The organism is Burkholderia sp. Bp9143, from assembly GCF_003853645.1.
Taxonomy (GTDB): Bacteria; Pseudomonadota; Gammaproteobacteria; order Burkholderiales; family Burkholderiaceae; genus Burkholderia.
The window spans coordinates 41814-59355 of record NZ_QTPO01000002.1; the positions used below are offsets into that span (position 1 = coordinate 41814).

The window sequence follows — 17542 nt, forward strand, 5'->3', positions numbered from 1 at the left end:
TATGACGCAACCGATCCAGCGATGACCGATCACACCCGTTCCGCCACACCCTTTCGGGTCGCCGCGCTGCAGATGGTGAGCACGCCGGACGTCGCACGCAATCTCGCCGAAGCCGGCCGCCTGATCGCGGAAGCGGCCGGCGACGGCGCACAGCTCGTGCTGCTGCCCGAGTACTTCTGCTTCATGGGCCACCGCGACACCGACAAGCTCGCGCTCGCCGAACCCTATCGCGACGGCCCGATCCAGCGCTTCCTCGCGGAGGCCGCGCATCGTCACGGCATCTGGGTGATCGGCGGCACGCTGCCGCTGAAGGCGCCGGAACCCGATCGCGTGCTGAACACGACGCTCGTGTTCGACCCGGACGGCCGCGAGGCGGCCCGCTACGACAAGATCCACCTGTTCAACTTCGAGAAAGGCGACGAATCGTTCGACGAGGCCCGCACGATCCGCGCGGGCGACACGGTCGTCACCTTCGACGCGCCGTTCGGGCGGGTCGGCCTGTCGGTCTGTTACGATCTGCGCTTTCCGGAGCTGTATCGCAGGATGGGCGACTGCGCGCTGATCGTCGTACCGTCGGCGTTTACGTATACGACGGGCCGCGCGCACTGGGAAATGCTGCTGCGCGCGCGGGCCGTCGAAAACCAGTGCTACGTGCTCGCGGCCGCGCAAGGCGGCAAGCACGAGAACGGCCGGCGCACCTGGGGCCACAGCATGCTGATCGACCCGTGGGGCGAGATCGTCGCGGTCCGCGACGAGGGCGCGAGCGTCGTGACCGGCGCGCTCGATCCGCAGCGCATCGCCGACGTGCGCCAGAGCCTGCCCGCGTGGCGGCATCGCGTGCTGGCCTGAACCGCTGACCCGCCGCGGCGCTTGAAACGCCGCCCGGCCAACCCATCTGCCCAGAACGCACCCGACAACTTTTTGAGAACCCTCGATACCCGCATGAACATCATCGAACCCGGCATCCGCAATCTTGCGCTGGCGAAGGACATCCTCCTCACGCCGTACGGCCTCGACGAGAGCCTGCTCACGCGCACGATCGCCGACATCTTCACGCATCGCGTCGACTACGCGGACCTGTACTTCCAGGCGACCCGCAGCGAAGCGTGGAGCCTCGAGGAAGGCATCGTGAAGTCGGGCAGCTTCAGCATCGACCAGGGCGTCGGCGTGCGCGCGGTCGCGGGCGACCGCACCGCGTTCGCGTACTCGGACGACCTGTCGCCGGAAGCCATCGCCCAGGCGGCCGCGGCCACCAAGGCGATCGCGGCGGCCGGCGGCGGCCGCCAGAAGATCAAGGCGGCGACGTCGCTGAAGGGCATCTCGGGCCGCGACCTGTACCTGCCGTCCGATCCGCTCGCGTCGCTCGACGCGACCGCCAAGGTCAAGCTGCTCGAGCGCATCGAGCAGATGGCGCGCGGCCGCGATCCGCGCGTCACGCAGGTGATGGCGGGCCTCGCCGGCGAATACGACGTCGTGCTGGTCGCGCGCAGCGACGGCGCGCTGGCGGCCGACATTCGCCCGCTCGTGCGCGTGTCGGTCACGGTGATCGCCGAGCAGAACGGCCGCCGCGAGATCGGCTCCGGCGGCGGCGGCGGCCGCTTCGACTACGGCTACTTCACCGATGAAGTGCTGTCGCGCTACGTCGACGACGCCGTGCACGCGGCGCTCGTGAACCTCGACGCGCGCCCCGCTCCGGCCGGCGCGATGACGGTCGTGCTCGGGCCGGGCTGGCCGGGTGTGCTGCTGCACGAGGCGATCGGCCATGGCCTCGAGGGCGACTTCAACCGCAAGGGTTCGTCGGCGTTCGCCGGCCGGATCGGCGAGCGGGTCGCCGCGAAGGGCGTGACCGTCGTCGACGACGGCACGCTGCCGAATCGCCGCGGCTCGCTGAACATCGACGACGAAGGCAACCCGACGCAGTGCACGACGCTGATCGAGGACGGCATCCTGAAGGGCTACATCCAGGACACGCTGAACGCGCGCCTGATGAAGATGCCCGTCACCGGCAACGCGCGGCGCGAGTCGTACGCGGCGCTGCCGATGCCGCGCATGACCAACACGTACATGCTGAACGGCGACAAGGATCCGCAGGAAATCATCGCGTCGGTGAAGAACGGCCTGTACGCGGTGAACTTCGGCGGCGGCCAGGTCGACATCACGAACGGCAAGTTCGTGTTCTCGGCGTCCGAGGCGTACATGATCGAGAACGGCAAGGTCACCTACCCGGTGAAGGGCGCGACGCTCATCGGCAGCGGCCCGGAATCGCTGAAGTACGTGAGCATGATCGGCAACGACATGTCGCTCGACTCGGGCGTCGGCGTATGCGGCAAGGAAGGCCAGAGCGTGCCGGTCGGCGTCGGCCAGCCGACCCTGCGCATCGACAAGATGACGGTTGGCGGTACGGCATAACCGCATCGCGGCGCAGACAATCCGCGCATTTTGACAAAAACGCGCGGATTGTCCGCATTTTTGAGCGTCCCCGGTTGCCAGCGGCACGGCGACGGGGTATAAATTCCGAATCAACTTTTTTGACGAACCGAATCTCCGTCATGTCCGCCAAGTTTTATTTTTACTTTTTTTGGCATCTCAGACCGCTGGCGGATCGAGAGGGTTGATGGCGCGTAAAGCGCAACCGAAATTCCCGAAAAAACCGCCGGCGAACCCGGCGGTTTTTTTTCGCCCTTCGCCACCCGGTCGCCGCCGCAGCGGGTCCCGCGGCCCCGACCGAAATCACTGAATCGCTTGAATTGATGAATCTGCCGCACGCGCACTAACCGAACGGCGCACGGAAAAAGGAGAAACAGCATGCCCCCGCACAATACCGACGACGTCCGCATTCGCGAACTCAAGGAACTGACGCCGCCCGCCCACCTGATCCGCGAATTCGCGTGCTCCGAGGCCGCGTCCGAGCTGATCTACAACTCGCGCCAGTCGATGCACCGCATCCTGCACGGGATGGACGACCGGCTGATCGTCGTGATCGGGCCGTGCTCGATCCACGATACGAAGGCGGCGATCGAGTACGCGGGGCGGCTCGTGAAGGAACGCGAGCGCTTCAAGGGGGAACTGGAGATCGTGATGCGCGTGTACTTCGAGAAGCCGCGCACGACGGTCGGCTGGAAGGGGCTCATCAACGATCCGCACCTGGACAACAGCTTCAAGATCAACGAAGGGCTGCGCACCGCGCGCGAACTGCTGCTGCAGATCAACGAGATGGGGCTGCCGGCCGCGACCGAATACCTCGACATGATCAGCCCGCAGTACATCGCCGACCTGATCTCGTGGGGCGCGATCGGCGCGCGCACGACCGAGTCGCAGGTGCACCGCGAACTGGCGTCGGGGCTGTCGTGCCCGGTCGGCTTCAAGAACGGCACCGACGGCAACGTGAAGATCGCGGTCGACGCGATCAAGGCCGCGTCGCAGCCGCACCATTTCCTGTCGGTGACCAAGGGCGGCCACTCGGCGATCGTGTCGACGGCCGGCAATGAAGACTGCCACGTGATCCTGCGCGGCGGCAAGACGCCGAACTATGACGCGGACAGCGTGAACGCCGCGTGCGCGGACATCGGCAAGGCCGGCCTCGCCGCGCGCCTGATGATCGACGCGAGCCACGCGAACAGCTCGAAGAAGCACGAGAACCAGATTCCCGTGTGCGCGGACATCGGCCGCCAGGTCGCGGCCGGCGACGAGCGGATCGTCGGCGTGATGATCGAGTCGCACCTCGTCGAGGGGCGCCAGGACCTGAAGGAAGGCTGCCCGCTGACCTACGGCCAGAGCATCACCGACGCGTGCATCGCGTGGGACGACAGCGTGAAGGTGCTCGAAGGCCTCGCGGAATCGGTGAAGGCACGCCGCGTCGCGCGCGGCAGCGGCAACTGATCGCCGGCAGGCCCGGGGGCGGCGCGTGCCGCCCGCGGCCTGCCGCCTGCGCCGCACGAAAAAAAGCCCGGCTCACGCCGGGCTTTCTCATTGCCATGGCCGAAACCGGCCGTCAGGATCTCACTCGAGCGCGCCCGAGCCGAAGATCTCGGTATTGATGCGCTCCGGCGCGACGCCGAGCGCAACCAGCGCGTCACGTTGCGCCTTCATGAACGCGATCGGGCCGCAGATGTAGTAGTCGGCATCCGGCACCAGCGCATCGTGCTTCACGCGTTCCGGCGTCAGGCGCCCTTCGAGGTCGTGATCGACGCCGCCCCGGTCGTTCGGGCCCACCAGTTCGTACAGCACCGTGCGCTTGAAGTTGGCGTGTTCGCGCACCGTGTCGTTCAGCCAGTCGCGGAACGCATGCACCGCGCCCGACCGGCATGCGTGGACGAACCGCACTTCACGCTTGCTGCCTTCGCCGACCAGCGTCGATGCCATCGACACCATCGGCGTCAGGCCGACGCCGCCGGAGATCAGCACGACCGGCGTATCGACTCCGCGCTTCAGCGAGAATTCGCCCATCGGCGCGGTCACCTCGACGATCGCCCCCTCCTCCACGCCGTCATGCATCAGCGTCGACACCTTGCCGGCCGGGATCGCTTCCGGCTGGCCGGCCTCGCGCTTGACCGAGATGCGCAGCCACTTGCCGTGCGGCGCGTCGGACAGGCTGTACTGACGCGGCTGGTCGACGCCGAGATCGCCGACGAAGCGCTTCACCGTGATGTACTGGCCCGGCTCGAAGGTCGGCGCCTCGCCGCCGTCGGCGGGCGTCAGATAGAACGACGTGATCTCGTCGCTTTCACGCACCTTGCGGGCGACCTTGAACGGACGGAAGCCGCTCCACGCGGCGCCCGCGTACAGGTCGGCCTCGGCGCCGATCAGGATCTGCGCGAGCTGGCCGTACGCGACGCGCCATGCCTCGAGCGTCTCCGCATCGACCGCGTCGCCGAGCACTTCGACGATCGACGCGAGCAGGTTCTCGCCGACGATCGGGTAATGCTCGGGGCGGATGTTCAGGCTCGCGTGCTTGTGCGCGATGTGCGACACCGCCCCGCCGAGCGCGCCGAGGTTGTCGATGTTCGCCGCATATGCATAGACCGCCTTCGCGAGCGTTTCCGGCTGGCTGCCGGTCTTCTGGTGCGTCTGGTTGAACAGGTTCTTCAGTTCCGGATGCCGCGCGAACATGCGCTGGTAGAAGTGCTTCGTGATCGTCGCGCCGTGCACGGCGAGGACAGGGGCAGTGGCCTTCACGCGAGCCATCTGATCAGCGGTGATGTGGGTCATGTTCGTTCTCCGTTAAACATGCACATACAATACATCTTTAAAAATCGATGCCCCTTGGGCAAATTGTCGCAGCGCGGAAAAACGACACCGGGGGTCAGCGGACGCGCCCGCGCTCCCACAGCACGTCCGCGCCGCCATCCGCGCGGTTCAGCACGCGCGCCAGCACGAACAGCAGGTCCGACAGCCGGTTCACGTAACGCCGCGGCGCATCATTGAGCGTGTCGGTGCGCCCGAGCGCGACGATCGAGCGCTCCGCGCGGCGGCACACCGTCCGGCATACGTGCGCGAGCGACGCCGCACGCGAGCCGGCGGGCAGGATGAATTCCTTCAACGGCGGCAGCGTCGCGTTGTAGTCGGCCAGCCACCGGTCGAGGCGCGCGAGGTGCGTGTCGTCGAGCACCGCATGGCCGGGGATGCACAGCTCGCCGCCGAGATCGAACAGGTCGTGCTGGATCGTGACGAGCGCCGTGCGCACGTCGTCCGGCAGCGGTTCGGCGAGCAGCACGCCGAGATTCGAGTTCAGTTCGTCGACGTCGCCGATCGCGGCGATCCGCGCGTCGTCCTTACCGACGCGCCGTCCGTCGCCGAGGCCAGTGGTGCCGTCGTCGCCCGTGCGCGTCGCGATCTTGCTCAAACGGTTGCCCATGCGAATGTCCTCTCGTGCGCGGCCGCGATGCGGCCCGGTTGGGTTGGAACGCGATTATCGCAGCCCGCGGCGGCGGGCGCAGCGGGCGTTCCAGCGTAGAATGGGCCGAAAGTTTGACAAGCAGTCGTCAGGAGACGTTCGTGAATCACCCTGCCCCGCCGGCCACCACGCGCTGCCCGCTGCCTCCCGCCATGCTCGATGCGCTGCGCGCCGCCTTCGGCGAGCGCGTGTCGACCGCCGACGCCGTCCGCGCCCATCACGGCCGCGACGAATCGCCGTTCGATCCGCAACTGCCCGACGCCGTCGTGTTCGCCCGCAACGCCGATGAAGTCCGAGAAGTCGTGTCGCTGTGCGCGCTCTACAGCGTGCCGCTGATCCCGTACGGCGCCGGCTCGTCGCTCGAGGGCCACCTGCTCGCCGTACGCGGCGGCGTCTCGCTCGACCTGTCCGAAATGAACCGCGTGCTGTCGATCAACGCGGAAGACCTGACGGTCACGGTCGAACCGGGCATCACGCGCAAGGCGCTCAACGAAGCACTGCGCGACACCGGCCTGTTCTTCCCGATCGATCCGGGCGCCGACGCCAGCATCGGCGGCATGACCGCGACCCGCGCATCGGGCACCAACGCCGTGCGCTACGGGACGATGCGCGAGAACGTGCTCGGCCTGACCGCCGTGCTCGCCGACGGCCGCGTCGTGAAGACGGGCTCGCGCGCGCGCAAGTCGTCGGCCGGCTACGACCTCACGCGCCTGTTCGTCGGCTCCGAAGGCACGCTCGGCGTGATCACCGAGATCACGCTGCGCCTGCATCCGCTGCCCGAAGCCGTGTCGGCCGCGATCTGCACGTTCCCGTCGATGGGCGACGCGGTGCGCACCGTGATCGAGACGATCCAGATCGGCGTGCCGATCGCACGCGTCGAGTTCGTCGACTCGCTCGCGGTGCGCTCGATCAACCGCCACTCGAACCTGACGCTCGCCGAAGCGCCGACGCTGTTCTTCGAATTCCACGGCACCGAGGCCGGCGTGAAGGAACAGGCCGAGCTGGTGCAGGCGCTCGCGGGCCAGAACAACGGTCAGGGCTTCGAATGGGCGACCCGCCCCGAGGACCGCACGCGGCTCTGGGCCGCGCGCCACAACGCGTACTTCGCGATGCTGCAGCTGAAGCCCGGCTGCCGCGCGGTGACGACCGACGTGTGCGTGCCGATCTCGCAACTCGCCGCGTGCGTCGAGGAGACCGAAGCCGACCTGCGCGCGTCGACGCTGCCCTGCCCGATCGTCGGCCACGTCGGCGACGGCAATTTCCACGTCGCGATCCTGATCGATCCCGACAAGCCCGAGGAGATCGACGAAGCCGAGCGCATCAACGACCGGATCGTCGAGCGCGCGCTGCGCCTCGGCGGCACCTGCACCGGCGAACACGGTGTCGGGCTGCACAAGATGCGCTTCCTGCCGAAGGAGCACGGCGACAACGCGATCGACGCGATGCGCGCGATCAAGCTCGCGCTCGATCCGCGCAACCTGATGAATCCCGGCAAGATCTTCACGTGCTGACACGGCGCAGCGATGACGCACCTCCCGCAGGAGACTGAATGAACGCTTCCGTCGAACTATCGAGCGCGACCCGCGCGCAGCGCCAGCGCGAAGTCGTGCAGGCGCTGATGGCGGTGCTGCCGACGCATTGCCTGCTGTTCCGCGACGAAGACACCGCGCCGTACGAATGCGACGGCCTGTCCGCGTACCGCCGGCTGCCGCTCGCGGTTGCGCTGCCCGAAACCGAATCGCAGGTGCAGCGGATCGTGCAGATCTGCCGTCGCATGGAAGTGCCGATCGTGCCGCGCGGCGCGGGCACGAGCCTGTCCGGCGGCGCGCTGCCGATCACGAACGGCGTCGTGCTGTCGCTCGCGCGTTTCACGCGCATCGTCGAGGTCGATCCGTACGCGCGCACCGCCACCGTGCAGCCCGGCGTGCGCAACCTCGCGATTTCGGAAGCCGCCGCGCCTTACGGGCTGTATTACGCTCCCGATCCTTCGTCGCAGATCGCGTGCACGATCGGCGGCAACGTCGCGGAAAACTCCGGCGGCGTCCACTGCCTGAAATACGGGCTGACCGTGCACAACGTGATGCGCGTGCGCGCGGTCACGATCGACGGCGAGATCGTCGAATTCGGCTCGCTCGGCCTCGACACGCCGGGCCTCGACCTGCTCGCGGTGATGATCGGCAGCGAAGGGATGTTCGCGATCGTCACCGAAGTCACGGTGAAGCTGATCCCGAAACCGCAGACCGCGCAGCTCGTGATGGCGAGCTTCGACGATGTCGTGAAGGGCGGCGAGGCGGTCGCCGCGATCATCGCATCGGGCATCATCCCGGCCGGGCTGGAGATGATGGACAAGCCGGCCACCCAGGCCGTCGAGGCGTTCACCCACGCGGGCTACGACCTCGACGCAAAGGCGATCCTGCTGTGCGAATCGGACGGCACGCCCGAAGAAGTCGCGGAGGAAATCGTCCGCATGACGGCCGTGCTGCGCGAGCATGGCGCGACGCGCATCCAGGTCTCGCGCAACGAAAGCGAGCGGCTGCGCTTCTGGTCGGGCCGCAAGAACGCGTTCCCGGCCGCCGGGCGTATTTCCGCCGACTATTACTGCATGGACGGCACCGTGCCGCGTCGCGCGATCGGCCCGCTGCTCGCCCGCATCGAGCAGCTCGAGACGCGCTACGGGTTGCGCTGCATCAACGTGTTCCATGCCGGCGACGGCAACATGCATCCGCTGATCCTCTACAACGCGAACGATCCGGACGAGTTGCACCGCGCCGAACAGTTCGGCGCGGAAATCCTCGAATGCTGCGTGGAATTCGGCGGCAGCGTGACGGGCGAGCACGGCGTCGGCATCGAAAAGCTCAATTCGATGTGCGTACAGTTCTCGCCGCAGGAGCGCGATGCGTTCTTCGCGGTCAAGCGCGCGTTCGATCCGCCCGGGCTGCTCAACCCCGACAAGGGCATCCCGACCCGCGCGCGCTGCGCGGAGTACGGCCGCCAGCACGTGCGCGGGGGGCTGCTGCCGCACCCCGACCTGCCGCGCTTCTGAGCGCCGCGCAGTTGCGCGGCCCGCGCCGGCCGTGCGCGCGGCGGCGCCTGCATGCCTTCGTGATACAGGGCTTAGGGATAGTCGCGATGTGGATTCGCGCCACCCCGGTACAATCGACCGGACAACAACGAGGCAGCAACAGAACATGGAAGAGGACGACATCGTCGCCGGATGGGCCGAGCGCATCCGTGCCGCCAGTGCCGACGGCCGGCCGCTGCGGATTCGCGGCGGCGGCACCAAGGACTGGTACGGCCAGGCGCTGGACGGCGAAATACTCGACACGCGCGCGTTTCAGGGCGTCGTGTCGTACGACCCGGCCGAACTCGTCGTCACGGTCCGCGCGGGCACGCCGCTCGCGCAGCTTGAAACCGTCCTCGCCGAGTGCGGCCAGATGCTGCCGTTCGAGCCGCCCCACTTCGGCCGCGCGGCCACCGTCGGCGGCTGCGTCGCGGCCGGCCTCGCGGGCCCGCGCCGCGCGACCTGCGGCGCGCCGCGCGATTTCGTGCTCGGCGTCACGCTGATGAACGGGCGCGGCGAAGTGCTGCGCTTCGGCGGGCAGGTTGTGAAGAACGTCGCCGGCTACGACGTGTCGCGGCTGATGGCCGGCGCGCTCGGCACGCTCGGGCTGATGCTAGACCTGTCGATCAAGGTGCTGCCGGTACCGGTCGCCGAAGTCACGCTGAAGTTCGAGATGAGCGCGACCGACGCGGTGCGCAAGCTCAACGAATGGGGCGGCCATCCGCTGCCCGTCAGCGCGAGCGGCTGGCGCAACGGCACGCTCGTGCTGCGGCTGTCCGGCGCCGAGGCCGCCGTGAAATCGGCGAAGACGCTGCTCGGCGGCGAAGTCGTCGACGCGGTCGAGGCCGAGCGCTTCTGGGCCGGCCTGCGCGAGCACACCGACCCGTTCTTCAACGGCGTCCCGCCCGGCTACGCGCTGTGGCGGCTCGCGCTGCCGTCGATCACCGAGCCGATGCACCTGCCCGGCACCCAGCTGATGGAATGGGGCGGCGCTCAGCGCTGGTGGATCACCGATGCCGACGCGCAGACGGTGCGCATGAGCGCGAAGCAGGCCGGCGGCCATGCGACGCTGTTCCGCGCGGGTGAGTCCTACGACCGCAGCGCGGGCGTGTTCACGCCGCTGCCCGCGCCGCTGATGAAAATTCACCGCGGGCTGAAGACTGCATTCGATCCCGCACGCATCTTCAACCGCGGCCGGCTCTACCCGGATCTCTGAGCTCTGAACGATGCAAACGAACCTCGCCGATTTCATCCGCAATACGCCCGACGGCGACGAGGCCGACGCGATCCTGCGCAAGTGCGTGCATTGCGGCTTCTGCACCGCGACGTGCCCGACCTACCAGTTGCTCGGCGACGAACTCGACGGCCCGCGCGGCCGCATCTACCTGATCAAGCAGATGGTCGAAGGCGCGCCCGTCACGCGCAGCACGCAGCAGCACCTCGACCGCTGCCTCACCTGCCGCAGTTGCGAGACGACCTGCCCGTCGGGTGTCCAGTACGGCCGGCTCGTCGAAATCGGCCGCAAGCACGTCGAGGCGCAAGTGCAGCGCCCCGTGCAGCAACGGCTCGTGCGCCGCGTGCTCGCCAGCCTCGTGCCGAACGCGGCGCTGTTCTCCCCGATCATGCGGCTCGGCCAGCACGTACGACCGCTCTTGCCGAAACGGCTGCGCGACAAGGTGCCGCCGCGCACCCGGCTGCTCGAATGGCCACAGCGCACGCATCCGCGCAAGATGCTGATGCTCGCCGGCTGCGTGCAGCCGTCGATGCTGCCGAACATCAACATCGCGACCGCGCGCGTGCTCGACGCGCTCGGCGTCGAGACGATCGTCGCGCCCGACGCGGGCTGCTGCGGCGCGATCCGCCTGCACCTGAACTACCACGACGAAGCGCTCGACGACGCGCGGCGCAACATCGACGCATGGTGGCCGTACGTGGAGCAAGGCGCCGAGGCGATCGTGATGAACGCATCGGGCTGCGGCGTGACGGTGCTCGAATACGCGCACCTGCTGCGCGACGACCCGGCCTACGCGGAGAAGGCGCAGCGGATCGTCGCGCTGACGCGCGACATCTCCGACGTGCTGCTCGCGTTCGAGGCCGAGCTCGCGACGCTCGCGCGGCGCCGCGCCATCCATACCGTCGCGTACCACCCGCCGTGCACGCTGCAGCACGGCCAGCAGTCGCGCGGCAAGGTCGAGCGCCTGCTCGAGACGCTCGGCATCGACGTGCGGCTACCGGCCGACAGTCACCTGTGCTGCGGGTCGGCCGGCACCTATTCGCTGACGCAGCCGTCGCTGTCGTACCGGCTACGCAAGCAGAAGCTGCTGAAGCTGCAGGCACTCGAGCCGCAGATGATCGTGTCCGGCAACGTCGGCTGCATCGCGCACCTGCAAAGCGGCACGCAGATTCCGGTCGCGCACTGGATCCAGCTCGTCGAGCATCTGCTGTACGGCTAGCACGGCGCCGGCCCGGCCGGTCGCGCACGGCATCCCGTCCGTATAATGGGCGAATCGATGCGGCGCGTGCCGTGCCGCATCCGCCGCCGTACTCGCTTCCCGTGCCTGCTTCCGTGCCCGTCATGTCCGATTTCGCCGCCCGTCTCGACTCCGTTCACCGCCGCATCGCCGACGCCGCCCGCGCGGCCGGCCGCGATCCCGCCACCGTCTCGCTGCTCGCCGTGTCGAAGACGTTTCCCGCCGACGACGTGCGCGCCGCGCATGCGGCCGGACAACGCGCGTTCGGCGAGAACTACGTGCAGGAATCGATCGACAAGATCGACGCGCTCGCGGATCTCCGCGCCGCGCTCGAATGGCACTTCATCGGGCCGCTGCAATCGAACAAGACGCGCCCGGTCGCCGAACGGTTCGACTGGGTCCATTCGATCGACCGGCTGAAGATCGCGCAGCGCCTCGCCGAACAGCGCCCCGCGCACCTGCCGCCGCTCAACGTATGCGTGCAGGTGAACATCAGCGGCGAGGCGTCGAAGAGCGGCGTCGCGCCGGCCGACGTGGCCGACGTCGCGCGCGCGGTCGCCGCGCTACCGGCACTGCGCCTGCGCGGCCTGATGGCAATTCCAGAGCCGGCCGGCGATACCGACGCGCAACGCGCGCCGCATCGCGCGCTGCGTGCGCTGTTCGATGCATTGCGTGCCGAAGGCCTGCCGCTCGATACGTTGTCGATGGGCATGTCCGCCGATCTCGAGGCCGCGGTACTCGAAGGCGCGACGATCGTGCGCGTCGGCACCGCGATCTTCGGCGCACGCGACTATTCGCACTGAGCGCCACCCTTTTTCGCCTTTTCGTTCACTCACTCGCTCAATCCGACATATGAAAATCGCATTCATCGGCGGCGGCAACATGGCCGCGGCCCTGATCGGCGGCCTGATCAAGCGCGGCGTCGCCGCTGACGGCCTGTATGCCATCGACGTCAACGAGGACGTCCGCGCGCGCGCCGCGCAGCAATTCGGCATCCGCACCGGCGCGGCCATCGACGCAACGCTCGCGGACTACGACGCGATCGTGCTCGCGGTGAAACCGCAGGTGCTGAAGGACGTCGCGCAGGCGCTCGCGCCGCAGCTGAAGTCGCAGCTCGTGATCAGCATCGCGGCCGGCATCCGCGGCACCGATCTCGCGCGCTGGCTCGGCAACTACGCGCGCGTCGTGCGCACGATGCCGAACACGCCCGCGCTGGTCGGCATGGGCGTGACTGGTCTCGCCGCGCTGCCGGGCGTCGACGCGGCCGGTCGCGAGCTCGCGTCGAACGTGCTCGGCGCGGTCGGCGAGATCGTATGGTTCGACGACGAAGCGCAGCTCGATGCCGTCACGGCGATTTCGGGCAGCGGTCCGGCCTACGTGTTCTATTTCATCGAAGCGCTGCAGGAAGCCGCGCGCCGCCTCGGGATGAACGACGAACAGGGCCGCGCGCTCGCGGTCGCGACGTTCGCGGGTGCCGCGCAGCTTGCCGCGCAATCGGGCGAACCGGCGAGCGTGCTGCGCGAGCGCGTGACGTCGAAGGGCGGCACGACGGCCGCCGCGCTCGCGTCGTTCGACGCGCAGGGTGTCAAGGAAGCGATCGTGCGCGGCGCGCTGGCAGCCGAGGCACGCGCGAAGGAAATGGGCGACGAGCTCGGCCGCGCGTAAGCGCCGCGACCTCCGCCGCTCGTCCGGCACCTGCAACAAAAAAGCGGCCTCGGCCGCTTTTTTGTTGGCAGCGCGCGTCGGCGCGCGGCCGCTTCAGTTGCCCACCGGTCCCGCCATCAGGTAATGCACAGCGATCCCCGCGAACAGCACGCCGCCGAGCCAGTTGTTGTGCCGGAACGCCGCGAAGCACGGCATCCGCTCTCGGTCCTTGATCAGCGTGTAGTGATACAGCGCGCAGCCGACCGCCGCGGCCCAGCCGGCCCAGTACGCGAGACCGAAGCCGAGCGTCACGCCGATCCACACGTAGATGCCGAGCGTCATCGCATAGCACGCCATCACGGCCGCGACGTCGAAGCGGCCGAACGTCAGCGCGGACGTGCGAATGCCGATCTTGATGTCGTCGTCGCGGTCGACCATCGCGTATTCGGTGTCGTACGCGACCGACCAGAAGATGTTCGCGACCAGCATCACCCACGCAAGTGTCGGCACCGTGTCCTGCACGGCCGCGAACGCCATCGGGATGCCAAAGCCGAACGCGATGCCGAGATACGCCTGCGGAATCGCGAAGAAACGCTTCATGAACGGATACGAGCCGGCGACGAACAGCGCGACGACCGACAGCTCTTTCGTAAGCGTATTGAGCGGCAGGATCAGCAGGAACGAGATGCAGGCCAGCACCACCGCGATCGCGACGGCTTCCCATGCACGGATCTTGCCCGACGTCAGCGGCCGGTCGGCCGTGCGCTTCACGTGACGGTCGAAATCGCGGTCGGCATAGTCGTTCATCGCGCAGCCGGCCGAGCGCATCAGCAGCGTGCCGAGCGCAAAGATCACGAGCAGCGGCCAGCGCGGATGACCGTTCGACGCGATCCACAGTGCGTTGAGCGTCGGCCAGAGCAGCAGCAGGCTGCCGATCGGCTTGTCCATCCGGACGAGCCGCAGATAAAGGGGGAAGCGGGCAAGCATGGCGAAGCACCGGGAAGAGAATCCCGGCATTTTAGAGCCGAGCGGCGGTTCGCGTCATGTCGGGACGGCCCGCGGCCGGGTGCCGCGGCACGCGCGTCGGCCGCCCGAGCCCGCTGCAGGCGGTCGGACGGCCCCACGCGCCGATCGAGGGACAGATGCATTGGGGCGCCAGTCCGACCTGATCGGAATGCGATCCGATGCGGGCAGCCCGGCCCCGGTTTGATGCCGGAGTACCCGCTGATCACCCGCTGATGCAGGCCGCAGCGCGCGACCGGCCGCACCGACCTTACCCGAGCAGCGACCGCAGCATCCACGCGGTCTTTTCATGCGTCTGCAGGCGCTGCGTCAGCAGGTCGGCGGTCGGCTCGTCGCTCGCCGCATCGGCGATCGGAAAGATTTCGCGCGCAGTGCGCACGACCGTCTCGTGCCCTTCGACAAGCTGGCGGATCATCTCTTCGGCGGCCGGCACGCCGTTCGCTTCCTGCACCGACGACAGTTTCGCGAAATCCGCGAACGTACCCGGCGCGACGACGCCGAGCGTGCGAATGCGTTCGGCGACCGAGTCGACCGCGAGCCACAGTTCGTTGTACTGCTCCTCGAACATCAGGTGCAGCGTGTTGAACATCGGACCCGTGACGTTCCAATGGAAGTTGTGGGTCTTCAGATACAGCGAAAACGTATCGGCAAGCAGGCGCGACAGGCCGTCCGCGATTTTCCTGCGGTCCTTGTCGCTGATGCCGATGTTGATCTGCGTGGCGTTGCCTTTCCTGGCCATCTTCGGGACTCCTCATTCGAAATGTGAACCGGCGAAAATGCGTCGAGCAATCCGCATGCCGCGTCGCGCGGCATCCGTTCGCTACTTGCCGGCCTGGCGCGGCGAACGAATCGCCACGCTCAGCCGCCGGCACTCGAGACGATCGGCGCGAGCGCATGCAGCGCCTGCGCGACCAGCTCGGCCGCACCGCCGATGACGATCGCGAAACCGACGATACGGCGCACCCACTCGGCCGGCGTGAACGCGGCGCGCATGTTCAGCATCATTTGCGTCATGGTCGTCACTCCTTCGACAAGAGCTTGAATCGGAAGAAAAAACGGCCGGTCGTGCGACCGGCCGCTCCACGTTGCAACGTGACTGCGCTAACGCATCACGACATTCACGCGAGGTCGAAGCGGTCGAGGTTCATCACCTTGTTCCAGGCCGCGACGAAATCGCGTACGAACTTCTCGTTCGCGTCCGAGCTGCCGTACACCTCGGCCAGCGCACGCAACTGCGAGTGCGAACCGAAGATCAGGTCGACGCGCGTGCCGGTCCACTTGACCTGGCCCGTCGCACGATCGCGCCCTTCGAACACGTCGTTCGCGGCCGACACCGGCTTCCACTCCGTACCCATGTCGAGCAGGTTCACGAAGAAGTCGTTGGTCAGCGAGCCCGGACGATCGGTGAACACGCCGTGCTTTGCGTCACCGACGTTCGCGCCGAGCACACGCAGGCCGCCGACGAGCACCGTCAGCTCCGGCCCGCTCAGCGTCAGCAGTTGGGCCTTGTCGACCAGCAGCGCCTCGGCCGGCGTCTTGTACGCGCTCTTCAGGTAGTTGCGGAACCCGTCCGCAACCGGCTCGAGCACGGCCATCGCCTCGACGTCGGTCTGCGCCTGCGACGCATCCATCCGGCCCGGTGCGAACGGCACCGTCACCGCGACACCCGCATTCTTCGCGGCCTGTTCGACGCCGGCCGCACCCGCGAGCACGATCAGGTCGGCGAGCGACACCTTCTTGCCGCCCGTCTGCGCATCGTTGAACGCCTTCTGCACGCCTTCGAGCGTCTCGAGCACCTTCGCGAGCGCCGCCGGCTGGTTCACGTCCCAGTCCTTCTGCGGGGCCAGGCGGATGCGCGCACCGTTCGCGCCGCCGCGCTTGTCCGAACCGCGGAACGTCGAGGCCGACGCCCATGCGGTCGACACGAGTTGCGCGACCGACAGGCCCGATGCGAGCACCTTCGTCTTCAGCGCCGCGACGTCGGCGTCATCGATCAGCGTGTGGTCGACGGCGGGAATCGGGTCCTGCCACAACAGTTGCTCCGCCGGCACTTCCGGGCCGAGATAGCGCGCACGCGGCCCCATGTCGCGGTGCGTGAGCTTGAACCAGGCGCGCGCGAACGCGTCGGCGAACTCGGCCGGGTTCTCGTAGAAGCGGCGCGAGATCTTCTCGTAAGCCGGGTCGAAACGCAGCGACAGGTCGGTCGTCAGCATCGTCGGGCGATGTTTCTTCGACGCATCGAACGCATCCGGAATCACTTCGTCGGCACCCTTCGCGACCCACTGGTGCGCGCCGGCCGGGCTCTTCGTCAGTTCCCATTCGTAGCTGAACAGGTGCTTGAAGAAGTCGTTGCTCCACTTCGTCGGCGTCGACGTCCACGTGACTTCGAGGCCGCTCGTGATCGCGTCCTGGCCCTTGCCCGATGCGTACGCGCTCTTCCAGCCGAGACCCTGCTGCTCGATGCCCGCCGCTTCCGGCTCCGGACCGACGTCCGATGCGGGGCCCGCGCCGTGCGTCTTGCCGAACGTGTGGCCGCCGGCGATCAGCGCGACCGTCTCTTCGTCGTTCATCGCCATCCGCGCGAACGTCTCGCGGATGTCGCGTGCCGCCGCGACCGGGTCGGGGTTGCCGTCCGGGCCTTCCGGGTTCACGTAGATGAGGCCCATCTGCACGGCCGCGAGCGGGTTGTCGAGGTCACGGTCGCCCGAGTAACGGCTGTTCGGGCCGCCGCTCAGTTCCAGCCAGATCTTTTCCGAACCCCAGTAGACGTCGTCCGGTTCCCACGTGTCGACCCGGCCGCCCGCGTAACCGAAGGTCTTGAAGCCCATCGATTCGAGCGCGACGTTGCCGGTCAGGATCAGCAGGTCGGCCCACGAGATGTTGCGGCCGTACTTCTGCTTGATCGGCCACAGCAGCCGGCGTGCCTTGTCGAGGTTCCCGTTGTCCGGCCAGCTGTTCAGCGGCGCGAAGCGCTGTTGCCCGCCGCCCGCGCCGCCGCGGCCGTCGGCGGTCCGGTACGTGCCGGCGCTGTGCCAGGCCATCCGGATGAACAGGCCGCCGTAGTGGCCGAAGTCGGCCGGCCACCAGTCTTGCGACGTCGTCATCAGCGCCTGCAGGTCGCGCTTCACCGCCGCGAGGTCGAGCTTCTCGAACGCTTCCGCGTAGTCGAAATCCTTGTCCATCGGATCGGACAGCGCCGAGTGCCGGTGCAGGATGTTCAGGTTCAGCTGGTTCGGCCACCAGTCCTTGTTCGACGTGCCGCTGCCTGCGGTGTGATTGAACGGGCACTTCTTTTCGTTCGACATGCGTTTTCTCCTAGGCTTGCTCATGTGCCCCCACCAACCGGGCCCGGCATCGTGCCGCGCGGTTCGTGGGGTGTCATTGCGGGGGTAAGAAACGGAACAGGTTGGTCCTCCTGTCGTACTACGGGATGTCGTGCGGGTCCTTCGA

General features: G+C 67.9%; 16 protein-coding genes. 9 read left to right on the plus strand and 7 right to left on the minus strand.

Annotation, left to right across the window (positions count from 1 at the left end; translation table 11 throughout):
- Window positions 1-21 precede the first annotated feature (21 nt).
- Complete coding sequence (locus DIE23_RS01640; protein ID WP_124610512.1) at window positions 22-849, plus strand: carbon-nitrogen hydrolase family protein; 828 nt, start codon at window positions 22-24, stop codon at window positions 847-849.
- Window positions 850-942: 93 nt separating this feature from the next.
- Window positions 943-2409 (plus strand): metalloprotease TldD, encoded by a 1467-nt coding sequence (gene tldD, locus DIE23_RS01645; RefSeq protein WP_124610513.1) that lies wholly within the window; start codon window positions 943-945, stop codon window positions 2407-2409.
- Between the two features lie 110 nt (window positions 2410-2519).
- On the opposite strand, the gene DIE23_RS01650 is transcribed toward tldD, so the two are convergent.
- The gene (locus DIE23_RS01650; protein ID WP_185646370.1) at window positions 2520-2807 is read right to left on the minus strand and encodes a hypothetical protein; all 288 of its coding nucleotides are present in this window, start codon (window positions 2805-2807) and stop codon (window positions 2520-2522) included.
- On the opposite strand from DIE23_RS01650, the gene aroG reads away from it, so the two are divergent.
- A complete protein-coding gene (gene aroG / locus DIE23_RS01655; protein ID WP_059465445.1) occupies window positions 2806-3879 on the plus strand; it encodes a 3-deoxy-7-phosphoheptulonate synthase AroG in 1074 nt (357 codons plus the stop codon). The genes DIE23_RS01650 and aroG overlap by 2 nt on opposite strands.
- Window positions 3880-3999: 120 nt before the next feature.
- On the opposite strand, the gene hmpA is transcribed toward aroG, so the two are convergent.
- Both hmpA and DIE23_RS01665 read right to left on the minus strand, forming a co-directional pair.
- The gene (gene hmpA, locus DIE23_RS01660) at window positions 4000-5208 is read right to left on the minus strand and encodes an NO-inducible flavohemoprotein (protein ID WP_124610514.1); all 1209 of its coding nucleotides are present in this window, start codon (window positions 5206-5208) and stop codon (window positions 4000-4002) included.
- 94 nt (window positions 5209-5302) lie between these two features.
- Window positions 5303-5854: a cob(I)yrinic acid a,c-diamide adenosyltransferase gene (locus DIE23_RS01665; protein WP_124610515.1), complete on the minus strand. Its 552-nt coding sequence runs from the start codon at window positions 5852-5854 to the stop codon at window positions 5303-5305.
- A gap of 140 nt (window positions 5855-5994) precedes the next feature.
- Between DIE23_RS01665 and DIE23_RS01670 the strand changes: the two genes are divergently transcribed.
- The 6 genes from DIE23_RS01670 (at window position 5995) to proC (ending at window position 13090) form a co-directional block, all read left to right on the plus strand.
- On the plus strand, window positions 5995-7404 hold the full coding sequence (locus DIE23_RS01670; RefSeq protein WP_124610516.1) for an FAD-binding oxidoreductase: 1410 nt from the start codon (window positions 5995-5997) through the stop codon (window positions 7402-7404).
- A 38-nt stretch (window positions 7405-7442) separates the two neighbouring features.
- Window positions 7443-8936: an FAD-linked oxidase C-terminal domain-containing protein gene (locus DIE23_RS01675; RefSeq protein ID WP_124610517.1), complete on the plus strand. Its 1494-nt coding sequence runs from the start codon at window positions 7443-7445 to the stop codon at window positions 8934-8936.
- A 145-nt stretch (window positions 8937-9081) separates the two neighbouring features.
- Window positions 9082-10170, plus strand: coding sequence for a glycolate oxidase subunit GlcE (gene glcE, locus DIE23_RS01680; RefSeq protein ID WP_124610518.1), 1089 nt, complete (start codon window positions 9082-9084; stop codon window positions 10168-10170).
- Window positions 10171-10180: 10 nt separating this feature from the next.
- Window positions 10181-11407 (plus strand): glycolate oxidase subunit GlcF, encoded by a 1227-nt coding sequence (gene glcF / locus DIE23_RS01685; protein ID WP_124610519.1) that lies wholly within the window; start codon window positions 10181-10183, stop codon window positions 11405-11407.
- Window positions 11408-11529: 122 nt separating this feature from the next.
- Window positions 11530-12228 carry a YggS family pyridoxal phosphate-dependent enzyme gene (locus DIE23_RS01690; protein ID WP_124610520.1) on the plus strand — a complete coding sequence of 233 codons (699 nt, stop codon included), beginning with the start codon at window positions 11530-11532 and terminating at the stop codon, window positions 12226-12228.
- A 49-nt stretch (window positions 12229-12277) separates the two neighbouring features.
- Window positions 12278-13090: a pyrroline-5-carboxylate reductase gene (gene proC, locus DIE23_RS01695; RefSeq protein WP_124610521.1), complete on the plus strand. Its 813-nt coding sequence runs from the start codon at window positions 12278-12280 to the stop codon at window positions 13088-13090.
- 93 nt (window positions 13091-13183) lie between these two features.
- On the opposite strand, the gene ubiA is transcribed toward proC, so the two are convergent.
- The 4 genes from ubiA to katG all read right to left on the minus strand — a co-directional run bounded on the left by ubiA (window position 13184) and on the right by katG (window position 17397).
- A complete protein-coding gene (gene ubiA / locus DIE23_RS01700; protein ID WP_124610522.1) occupies window positions 13184-14056 on the minus strand; it encodes a 4-hydroxybenzoate octaprenyltransferase in 873 nt (290 codons plus the stop codon).
- A 286-nt stretch (window positions 14057-14342) separates the two neighbouring features.
- Window positions 14343-14831, minus strand: a complete 489-nt coding sequence (gene dpsA / locus DIE23_RS01705) for a non-specific DNA-binding protein DpsA (RefSeq protein WP_124610523.1) — start codon at window positions 14829-14831, stop codon at window positions 14343-14345.
- A 119-nt stretch (window positions 14832-14950) separates the two neighbouring features.
- Window positions 14951-15106 carry a hypothetical protein gene (locus DIE23_RS39385; RefSeq protein WP_185646371.1) on the minus strand — a complete coding sequence of 52 codons (156 nt, stop codon included), beginning with the start codon at window positions 15104-15106 and terminating at the stop codon, window positions 14951-14953.
- Between the two features lie 104 nt (window positions 15107-15210).
- Window positions 15211-17397 carry a catalase/peroxidase HPI gene (katG, locus tag DIE23_RS01710; protein WP_124610524.1) on the minus strand — a complete coding sequence of 729 codons (2187 nt, stop codon included), beginning with the start codon at window positions 17395-17397 and terminating at the stop codon, window positions 15211-15213.
- Window positions 17398-17542 lie beyond the last annotated feature (145 nt).